9 protein-coding genes and 1 pseudogene are annotated in these 9,854 nt (G+C 55.6%); 4 read left to right on the plus strand and 6 right to left on the minus strand.

Annotated features, from left to right (window positions below; all coding sequences use genetic code 11):
• Positions 1 to 364: 364 nt before the first annotated feature.
• A complete protein-coding gene (gene istA / locus HHJ18_RS11405) occupies positions 365 to 1,891 on the plus strand; it encodes an IS21 family transposase (RefSeq protein ID WP_296915381.1) in 1,527 nt (508 codons plus the stop codon).
• A complete protein-coding gene (gene istB, locus HHJ18_RS11410; protein ID WP_296915383.1) occupies positions 1,881 to 2,729 on the plus strand; it encodes an IS21-like element helper ATPase IstB in 849 nt (282 codons plus the stop codon). The genes istA and istB overlap by 11 nt, the downstream gene beginning before the upstream one ends.
• Before the next feature lie 208 nt (positions 2,730 to 2,937).
• Here istB and HHJ18_RS11415 read toward each other — a convergent pair whose 3' ends face one another.
• Together HHJ18_RS11415 and umuD are read right to left on the minus strand one after the other, a co-directional pair.
• Positions 2,938 to 4,242, minus strand: coding sequence for a Y-family DNA polymerase (locus tag HHJ18_RS11415; protein WP_296915384.1), 1,305 nt, complete (start codon positions 4,240 to 4,242; stop codon positions 2,938 to 2,940).
• Between the two features lie 9 nt (positions 4,243 to 4,251).
• Positions 4,252 to 4,692 carry a translesion error-prone DNA polymerase V autoproteolytic subunit gene (gene umuD, locus HHJ18_RS11420; RefSeq protein WP_296915385.1) on the minus strand — a complete coding sequence of 147 codons (441 nt, stop codon included), beginning with the start codon at positions 4,690 to 4,692 and terminating at the stop codon, positions 4,252 to 4,254.
• 120 nt (positions 4,693 to 4,812) lie between these two features.
• Here umuD and HHJ18_RS11425 point away from each other — a divergent pair.
• A pseudogene (locus HHJ18_RS11425) lies at positions 4,813 to 5,486 on the plus strand (isocitrate lyase/phosphoenolpyruvate mutase family protein).
• A 328-nt stretch (positions 5,487 to 5,814) separates the two neighbouring features.
• Here the strand turns inward: HHJ18_RS11425 and HHJ18_RS11430 are convergent.
• Genes HHJ18_RS11430 through HHJ18_RS11440 form a run of 3 tightly spaced genes read right to left on the minus strand, consistent with a single transcriptional unit; the run spans position 5,815 to position 9,407 of the window.
• Positions 5,815 to 7,398 (minus strand): CHASE2 domain-containing protein, encoded by a 1,584-nt coding sequence (locus tag HHJ18_RS11430; protein WP_296915387.1) that lies wholly within the window; start codon positions 7,396 to 7,398, stop codon positions 5,815 to 5,817.
• 6 nt (positions 7,399 to 7,404) lie between these two features.
• The gene (locus HHJ18_RS11435) at positions 7,405 to 9,030 is read right to left on the minus strand and encodes a M48 family metalloprotease (RefSeq protein ID WP_296915388.1); all 1,626 of its coding nucleotides are present in this window, start codon (positions 9,028 to 9,030) and stop codon (positions 7,405 to 7,407) included.
• 50 nt (positions 9,031 to 9,080) lie between these two features.
• Entirely contained in the window at positions 9,081 to 9,407 is a 327-nt protein-coding gene (locus tag HHJ18_RS11440) for a hypothetical protein (protein ID WP_296915390.1), read from the minus strand.
• 22 nt (positions 9,408 to 9,429) lie between these two features.
• On the opposite strand from HHJ18_RS11440, the gene HHJ18_RS11445 reads away from it, so the two are divergent.
• Positions 9,430 to 9,618 carry a hypothetical protein gene (locus HHJ18_RS11445; RefSeq protein WP_296915391.1) on the plus strand — a complete coding sequence of 63 codons (189 nt, stop codon included), beginning with the start codon at positions 9,430 to 9,432 and terminating at the stop codon, positions 9,616 to 9,618.
• 99 nt (positions 9,619 to 9,717) lie between these two features.
• On the opposite strand, the gene HHJ18_RS11450 is transcribed toward HHJ18_RS11445, so the two are convergent.
• On the minus strand, positions 9,718 to 9,854 hold a 137-nt coding region (locus HHJ18_RS11450; RefSeq protein ID WP_296913941.1), incomplete at its 5' end, for an ATP-binding protein.

Genomic DNA, 9,854 nt, shown 5'->3' on the forward strand with positions numbered 1-9,854 from the left:
CGATGGCATGACTTGGACATCCGGGGATGGGTATTTAAAGTCTCTCGTGTGCAGTCGTTTTTTTCGACGCATCATTGCTGAGTTAGGCAGATGCCCGACTGCTTGATCCATACCGGTCACTGAAGCCAGTAGGTTGTCGGTCGGCAATGTAGCGACGAATTCAATTGCCGCTGCACCCACCCCTACTTGGCAGCCAACTGGTCGTCGTTCTCCAGGGAGACTGGCATTGCTTACTGGAGCGGGGGATAGGTGTTGCCGCCAACCGAAAACTGACCATCTGAACGGATAAGTGCCAATCCAAAACTGACCAGGGTGTTCCACTGACCTGCTGAATATTTCAGCAGGTACTTAAAAGGTGATCACCATGGAAATGATAGGCAAGGTCAGGCGCATGAAGCTGCGCGACAAACTCTCCCACAGCGCAATCGCGAAGGCCACCGGACTGTCGCGCACCACGGTCAAGAAGTGGCTCAAAGCCTCTGGCGACAAGGCCCCCAAGTACGTCAGAGAAAGTGTTGAAGGCAAGCTCACCGCTTTTGAAGAAACATTGGACCAGTCCCTCAGCGCCGACGCCCATCGACCCAAACACGGCAGGCGCACGGGGCGCGCGTTGTTCAAGCAAATTCAGGCCCAGGGCTACCGGGGTGGCTACAGCATAGTGACCAACTTCATCCGCGCGTGGCGCGAGAAGACAGGTAAATCACCCAGCAAAGCCTTTGTCCCTCTGAGTTTCGAGTTGGGTGAGGCGTTCCAGTTCGACTGGAGCGATGAAGGCTTGGTGGTGGGCGGCATCTTCTACAAGGTGCAGGTCTCGCATTTGAAGCTGTGCGCGAGTCGGGCATTCTGGCTGGTGGCCTACCCCAGCCAGGGCCATGAAATGCTGTTTGATGCCCACACCCGATCCTTCCAGGCGTTGGGTGGTGTCACGCGCCGTGGCATCTACGACAACATGAAGACGGCGGTGGACAAGGTGAAGAAGGGCAAGGGGCGCATCGTCAACGCCCGCTTTGCGGCGATGTGCAGTCATTACTTGTTTGATCCGGATTTCTGCAACGTCGCTTCCGGTTGGGAGAAAGGCGTCGTAGAGAAGAACGTGCAAGACAGTCGTCGCCGCATCTGGATTGAAGCGGGAACCCGGCGCTTTGGCACTTTCATTGAGCTCAATGCCTGGTTGGGTGAGCGATGCCGTTCCTTGTGGGCTGACACCGCGCACCCGGTCCACAAGCAGTTCACCGTGGCCGAAATGCTGGAGTTGGAAAGGCCGCATTTGATGAACATGCCCGTACCCTTTGATGGCTACGTCGAGAAGTCTGCCAGGGTAAGTAGCACCTGCTTGGTAGCGGTGGCGCGCAACCGATACTCCGTGCCTTGCGAATGGGCGGGGCACATGGTGAGCACCCGGCTGTATCCCACCTGTGTTGCGGTAGCTGCGGACGACACCATCGTGACCAGTCATTCCAGGATGACGGGATCCGGTCAAACCAACTACGACTGGCAGCACTACATCGACCTGGTGCAAAGAAAGCCGGGGGCCTTGCGAAACGGTGCGCCGTTTCTGGACATGCCAGAGCCCTTGTTGCGGCTGCGCCAATCTTTGCTGCGCCACGCAGGTGGCGACCGGGTCATGGCCGATGTGTTGGCCATGGTTCCACAAGCCGGGCTGGAGGCGGTATTGGTGGCTGTGTCTTTGTTGCTCGAAGGTGCTGCACCGAGTGGCAGCATCAGCGCCGAGCATGTCCGCAATGTATTGGCACGCCTGAACACACCGGCCACACCGGAGCAGGCAGAAACGGCTCTGCAACTGACCCAGGCCCCCAGGGCGGATACCGCTCGGTATGACCGACTGCGTCCAACCCATCAGGATGGTCTGGAGGTGAACCATGCGCAGTAACCATCCGATTGAAACAGTGCGTGATGTCCAGGTTGAGCTCAAGGCATTGCGCCTGCACGGCATGGCCAGTGCCTGGGGTGACTTGATGGCGCAAGGTGGCGGAGCCAGCATCGAGCCATCGCGCTGGCTGATTGAGCACTTGTTGCAGGCCGAAGATGTGGACCGGCATATGCGCTCCATCGCCCACCAGATGAAGGCTGCACGTTTCCCGGTGCACCGTGACCTGGCCGGGTTTGACTTCGACGTGTCGTGCGTCGACAAAACGCTTATTCAAAAATTGGCCGATCTGTCGTTCACGCAAGATGCCCAGAACGCGGTGTTGATTGGCGGGCCTGGGACGGGCAAGACTCACTTGGCCACGGCGTTGGGGATCTCGGGTCTGACGCGCCACCACAAGCGTGTTCGGTTTTACTCCACGGTGGATCTGGTCAACGCACTGGAACAAGAGAAGGCGCAAGGCAAGGCAGGTCGAATTGCCATGACCTTGATGCGTCTGGACCTGGTCATTCTCGATGAACTGGGGTACTTGCCGTTTAGCCAGGCGGGCGGCGCCTTGCTGTTTCATCTGCTGTCCAAGCTGTATGAGCACACCAGCGTATTGATCACTACCAACCTGACGTTTGCAGAATGGTCCAGCGTGTTTGGGGATGCCAAGATGACGACTGCCTTGTTGGACCGACTCACCCATCACTGCCACATCGTGGAGACGGGCAATGACTCTTACCGGTTCCGCCACAGCTCCAAAGAGGCCAAGGGGAAGATCAAGTCAAGGGAGCAATCCAGGAAAACCGCTGCGCGTGGGGATGCCCCACTGATTGAAGACGCTGATCCATTCTGATCACTGCTGAGGCAAAGGCAAGCAGCTTCGGGCTACGCCCTACGCAGCTTGCCTTTGATGTAAATACCGCAGGAAAGCCAATTGAAAAGGAATCAACAAAACCAGCAAACCGCTATAGTTATCCACAGTTGGCATTCAAACTACCAACTCTAGCCCCTGGCCAGAATTCAATTGGCACAGGTGGTCAGTATTCAACTGGCGCTAACACTCATGCCCTCGCCACAGCCATATCCGCCAGACAAGTGGTGTACCCGGGCGTTCGGCGCTCCTGTTTCATCGACCACGCTCGACGATTTCCAGCCAGACCGGCACTTGCCATCAGCACTGTGCCCCTGCCATATCGCTGGTTGAGGTCATCGAGGGTTGTCATGAGGCGGCCTCTGTCGGCCACGTTGTCATCTTCCCGCTCAAGCGCGAGCTCCTGTTGTTGCACCGTGTCAGACTGGAGTTCCAGCAGCATGACACCGGCCTTCGCCAGTTTGAAACCGGGACGATAAATGGCGCGCAACCCCGCCAGGGCCGCAGCCACAATTACCGTTGTGTCCGCGCTGGGTCTGCGCAACGGCATCGTGACTGAGCGGCTGTACTGAGCGTCCTGCCGAAACGGGCTGGTGCGGATGAAACACATCACCTGACCGGCGAGGCTGCTTTGTTTGCGCAGCTTTTGGGCGGCGCGGCTGGCAAACTCGGTCACGGCTTCTTCGAGTTCGTGGAGTTCTGTCACCGGGTGCCCGAATGACCGTGTACAGGCAATCTCCTGTTTCGGTTGTGGCGCGTGTTCCAGGTCAATGCAACTGGTACCCTGCAACTCCCGCACCGTACGTTCCAGAACCACGGACCACCGCCGTTTGACCATGGCTAGGTCAATTCGCACCAGGTCCAGCACAGTGTTGACGCCGCCCTCTAATAGTTGCTTTGTGATCTGCCTGCCAACGCCCCAGACCTCGTTGACTGGCGTGGCGGCCATGACTGCCTCTAACTCGAGCGGCGTCAACGTTGCCAGATTGCAGACCTGTGCAAAATGCTCGGGGTAACTTCCCGGCTTGCGCTCTGCTGTCTTGGCAATGTGGTTCGCCAGTTTTGCCAGGGTCTTGGTGGCACCTATGCCAATGCCGCACGGGATACCCACCCACTGCAAGATGCGGGCGCGTACCTTGTGGCTGCGCTCGACCAGATTGCCGCGCACACCGGTCAGATCGATAAAGCTCTCGTCAATTGAATAGATTTCCTGCAGTGGCCCGAGACCCGCAGCCAGACTCATCATGCGGTCGCTCAGGTCGCCATAGAGCGCAAAGTTCGCCGACAGTGCCACCAAGCCATCAGATTCCGCCATGTGTTTGATCTTGAACCACGGCGCTCCCATGGCAATACCGAGCGCTTTGGCTTCATTGCTGCGGGCGATGGCACAACCGTCGTTGTTGCTCAGCACAACTACCGGGCAACCGTTCAAAGTAGGGCGGAACACTCGCTCGCAGCTCACATAGAAGTTGTTTCCGTCCACCAAGGCGTACATACAGCGCCGTCAAACCAGAAACTGCTTGATGCTGCTGGTCACCACGCCCCAGACCTCGATGGTCTGCCCTTCCTTGGGCACGATGTCGGGGTACGTGGGGTTGGCAGCTTTGAGCTTGATGCGCCCTGCCCTCTGGTAAAGACGCTTGACGGTGAAGTCGCCATCCACAACAGCCACCACGATGTGGTTGTGGCGGGGTTTGATGGCGCGGTCCACGACCAAAATATCGTTGTCAAAAATACCAGCCTCGATCATCGATTGCCCGCTGGCACGCAAAAAGTAGGTGGCCTGCGCGTGAACAATCAGCATTTGAGTCAGGTCAATGCGCTGTGCGCCGAGGTCTTCAGCCGGGGACGGAAAACCGGCGCAGACCCGGTTTGGGATCAGCAGTGCCAAAAGCGGCGCATCAGACAGCAGGATTGGAATTCGCTGAAAATTTTTGCTGTACATACATACAGTATCGCCGACTCTGGTTTGCGTTGGAATAAAGCGCTCCCCTTGAGGCACCACTTGTTGATGCCGGCGACGCACAATGGTGCCGACAACCGTTCTACGAACTGAAGACATCCCATGCTTACACCCCAAAACGTATCCGCCCGCCGGCGCGCCTTCCGCCTGCTGCACGAATCTGGCTGTTTCGTCATTCCGAACCCTTGGGACGCTGGCAGTGCGCTTTATCTCCAGAGGCTTGGCTTCAAGGCGCTGGCGACCACTAGCTCGGGCACGGCATGGCGGCACGCGAAGGCCGACGGGCCATCGAGGATTCCACAGGCGACGCAAGCGAACCTCTACGCGACATCGCCTCGGCGGTCGAGCGCATGCGCGCCGCTCGCGCGGCAATCGATGAATCCGGCGGCGACACGTTACTGATCGGGCGGGCTGAGAACTTCATCGTCGACCGGCCGGATTTGCCCGATGCGATTCGCCGCCTGCAGGCCTACGCCGAAGCGGGCGCGGATTGCCTCTATGCGCCCGGCATCACGACACGTGAGCAGATCGCCGCAGTGGTGGCTGCAGTAGCACCCAAGCCTGTCAACTTGCTGATCGGCTTTACTACCGAACTCACGCTGCACGACATTGAGGCGCTGGGCGTGCGCCGGGTGAGTGTCGGCGGCGCCCTCGCGCGCACGGCGTGGGGCGGCTTCATGCGCGCCGCGCAGACGATTGCCACGGAGGGCAAGTTTGACGGCTTCACCGGCGCCGCGAACGGTGGCGAGTTGAATACGTTTTTCCGCGGAGAGTAGGCGGTTCCGGTCCCTGCGGGTTGCACCAGTTTTTTAGCCTCTGCGGAGCAGTACCAAATGGGTGAAACTGCATGACGCTGAATTCCGTTGTTCCGCTTGCACTTAGCGGGCATTCGTCATCACAACTGCTTTTTCTAGGATCATGGATCGTGTAAGGGGGCTAGTTTGATGGGGCGTTAAACCCAGGAAAAATACATAAACTGCGCGCCAATGGTGCAGCGAACACGGATCGCATGGCAGACTCAACCACCCTGAATCGCCGCAGCAAGCGCGCTCAACTTCGGGAGTCGTCCAGGAGCTATCTATCGACGCTCAGCCTCCATACGGGTCATGTGTATTTATTTTCAATGAGCGCCCAATGTGCCCAAGGGTCTGGGGCACTCATGGCATACCAGAGCTGTTTGGAACGATTGGCAATGGTTTCGCCAATATGCAGAAAATGCGCCATGACGGGAAACATCACGTATTCGATGATCGCCAGTGGTCCCTGAAAAAAAACGTAATACCCTAGGTAAAAGATGGCAACGCCAAGTATCAAATAGATGAGCACATGAATGATCGGCAGCATCCACTGAGAAATCGTTTTCTTCTTTCGGCCAACGATTAGACCGCCCAGGATCAGCATAAAAGGGCTGCACAAAATCATAAAAATCCTGGCTCGGTTTCTGCAGCTGGATGGGCTGCATGATCCTGCTTTACGAGGCGACTTCCTCGCCAATACGGCCTCTTTGTGGTGGTTCCACGGAACCATCATCAATGCAGTCAACAGCAGACTCAGGAAAATGAAGATATTCGCAGACGAGTGCCATAGTTCGCGCCACTCAAAGTCTCCATTTTCCCGGTATTTTCCTTTAAATGAGATCAAGTTGTCCAAGGCCATGGCGTGGACATGGACGCCTGGCAGTCTGCCATGTAGTGGTGAAAACAGGTTGTCACCAATCGCCTTTAAATCAGCGCCAATCAAGACCACTTTACCTTTTAATTCTTCGTCAAGTTGTTCAACAGTAAACCCATACTTTTTAAAAGCCCTGACTGGAATCACTTGGTTATATGGGCAGAGTGGCAACATTGACATGTTGGCAATTTGACGGAACAACACGGTGCCAGGTATCACTTCCCACCAATTCCAGACGTCCCGGCATACGGGTATCAGACTCCCTTGTTTGTCACGGACAACCATGGTCGATACATTGGTTGATGCAGCTCTTGTGGCCCAAATAAGCGCCAAAGGCACATCCGTTTCGGCGGGGCAAGTACCAGGGTAAAGTTTGCAATAGATGGTCAGGGCAACTGAATCTGGTAGGGAGGAGTTTTCTTTATCTTCGTCGGCATTACGTGGTCTCAGCGGGTAGGCCCACTGTGACTGGTCAAGAGAATCCGGGGTCACGTTGGGCCGCACGGGAATCACGCACGGTACGCCGGAGCCACTGCGCGCGGCAAATATTTGCCGCTCGGTATTTGAGGTCAATGGTTCCAGTGCAAAAGTTGCCAAAAAAAACGGGATTCCTGCATCAGTGGCACGGCATGCAGCATCTATCAGGCTTTCGACTTCTTTTTTTGGCTTGTCATCCAAGAAGAGAACATCCAGAAATACGGCTTTCGGTTTTCTCTTGACGACCCCGTCCAGGAGGCGCTGGTAATAATCCAGAGGTACAGGCCAGTTCAAGCCATATTCTTTCAGGTCTGTGTCGTCGAGGGTCATGACCGCAATAGCGCGCTGGCCAATGTCCGGATAGTTCAACGACAATAAAGGCGCGTAAATGCGGGTTGTTGCCCTTTTGATGACCTCTTCCATCAGCAGCTTGTTCGATAACCACGCCAGGAAAAGACCGACCACAATGGTCATGAATACCACATAAAGATGCCATCGCCAGGTCTGGCGGTCAGATGCTTTGTGTGTGCGGGATTTCATGGCTATTTATTGAGTCGCCGCCAAACACTGGTCACGTTTGTCAGCTTGCTTCAACGCACATTCCGCCATCACGGCATTCATGTTTTTCGTTAAACCGTTGCGCTTGTAGAGTGCAATCAACCTTGGATAAGCCGACGGCGCGCCCGAGAAGCGCTGAAAAGCACTCTGGCCCACTTTGCCGATGGCATCTTCATTACCCTGGTCCTTGAAGTAAGTAGCGGCCGAGTCATATGCAGCCCACACCGAGTTGTTTGACTGTAGGCTTTTGGACAAATACACCTCGGCTTCCTTGCGGCGGCCCAGGCCCCTTAGTGCCTCGAACATCAGCTGATTGGGCAACGCGTGCCCAGCAATTTGCGACTTTGGCACCAGCAACGGCTTTAGTAACCCTTGCGCATCGGCGTACTTTTGATCAGTGACCAAACTGCGCGCTTGAAACACTTTGCTGTAGTCGGCCAGAACGAGCTTGACATCAGGCTTGTTCCGGGCTTGTTCATAAGGAGAAGTTGTTGGCGCAACCTTTGGCACTTTTTCGTTGTAGGCTTTGATGAAGTACGCGTCGATGTCATTGATGCGCTTTTCGCCGCCCTCGTGGCCGGCAGAAAGCTGGCTTTTGATGTCATTTAGTGCAAAACCCAACCCCTGTTTAATGGAGTCATCAAACTTTCCCCCGGCAATCAAGGCTTGCATGGATGCTTGCTGCTTTTTGAAGGCCACAGCTTTTTTTTCATCCTGAATCGCGTCCCACTTTGCCACCGTTTCCAGCCAGGGAATGAGACCATCCTGGTAGCTGTAGCCTGCCTTGACCATCAAATCCATGCCCAGACGGTCTCCTTCAGCTTCTTGCCGCCGCCCCCAGGCAGGGCTAAGCGCGATATCGCTAATGCTAATCAGCAATTCCATTTGTTGCAGTACTTCTTTTTGTCCTGGAGACAGCGCACTGCTGGCCGCGCCACCCGTTGACTTGTCGACTGCATTGCGAATATTCATACCCACCGCGGTCAGCGTGGAAATCTGTTTTTGTACCCGGCTGAATGCATTGGAGTCGTGATGCCTCAAAAGCACGTGCGACAACTCATGGGCTAGCAATGCAGCCAATTGGTCTTCGTTTTTCAATTCTCTGATGTAACCGCTGGAAATGAAAATATTGCCGTCCGCGGTAGCCCCAGCGTCCATCTGGTCGTTGGCCACCACAATGACTTGTCCTGGTACCTGCTCAACTGCGCTTGCGTCCTTGAGTTTTCCAAGCACGACGTTGGCGTAATTCGTAAAACTCGGTACTGACAACACACCCCGGGTGATGCGGTTTTCATCAATGTCTTTTTGCTCGCCAATGGCTTCGTTCGATTTTTGGTATGTGCCAGGGGCGAGGTCCAGGAATTGAAGTTTGTCACGACTGCCTGTGACGACGTTGTTGATGGAATTTCCCAGGTTACTGAAAAAGCCGCCAATGGCACCGCCTGTCACAGTAGTGGCGGAGGCAGCGGCAGGCAAGGTGTCTGACGCCTGCGGAGCGCTATCCAGTGAACCTTCGGCGTGAACCGTAGACAACCAAAGCGGAAAAAGAAGGCACGCGGCAACGCGAGTTGCGCGGCGCACTTCAAGGAAGGAAAAGAAAGATGTGACTGACATGGTTTACCCCCAACCGTCCAACTTGCGGATGAAATCCCTACTAGATTTTTTTATTTGCAGCCTGCGTTTGCGCCACGGATACCAGCCGTGACCAAATTGGCATTTGTGCGGTCTACCGTGAGGCATGACACCTCCAGAGACTCTGGAGGAATGCGGATCTGCTTGCGATCCAGCCAGACATCCTGGCTTGCTACCTTCACGTGGACAAATCCCTGCTCAGATATTTCAAATATTTTGAGAGGGAAGGAGATGTCTTTCACGTTCAGAGACGCGGTTTCGCTTTTGCCGTCTGCGTCTGTATAGGCCTTCAGAACCGCCCGCGTGCCCATGGCAGCGGTAACCATTCCCTGCGCCTGGACGCTGATGGCAGCGGCCATCAAGAACCCAAGTGAGATTTTTTTGAAACTCGGCATTTGTCCATTGCATTTGGTTAATTTATTTGCACTTTGGTACAAATTATGCAACAGCTATGTTTGTGGGCCGTTTTTTGGCTTTCACGCAGTGAGTTTTTCGATGGAAACGGGCGAACGTCCCCACCGCTCAACCGGAAGTTTTGCCCCGGCATTCCAAGCGACTGCTTTCCTTTGACTAGCGCCATGACTCAATGCCAGCTGGTCGACGTCAACTATCTTGACCGCTCGGCGACAACTATCCTGGCCGGTGGAAGCGGGGAATGAATGGAACTGGTTAGGTTGTTGAACGAGCCTTTCTGGCAGGCGGAGCATGCCCCGCCTGTGCGGCGCGGCGGCGGTAGCTCTCCACGTTCATCTCCAGAATGGTTGCGTGATGCACCAGCCGGTCAACCGCAGCCAGCGTCATGGCCG

Source organism: Polaromonas sp., assembly GCF_012927455.1.
Taxonomy (GTDB): domain Bacteria; phylum Pseudomonadota; class Gammaproteobacteria; order Burkholderiales; family Burkholderiaceae_C; genus Polaromonas.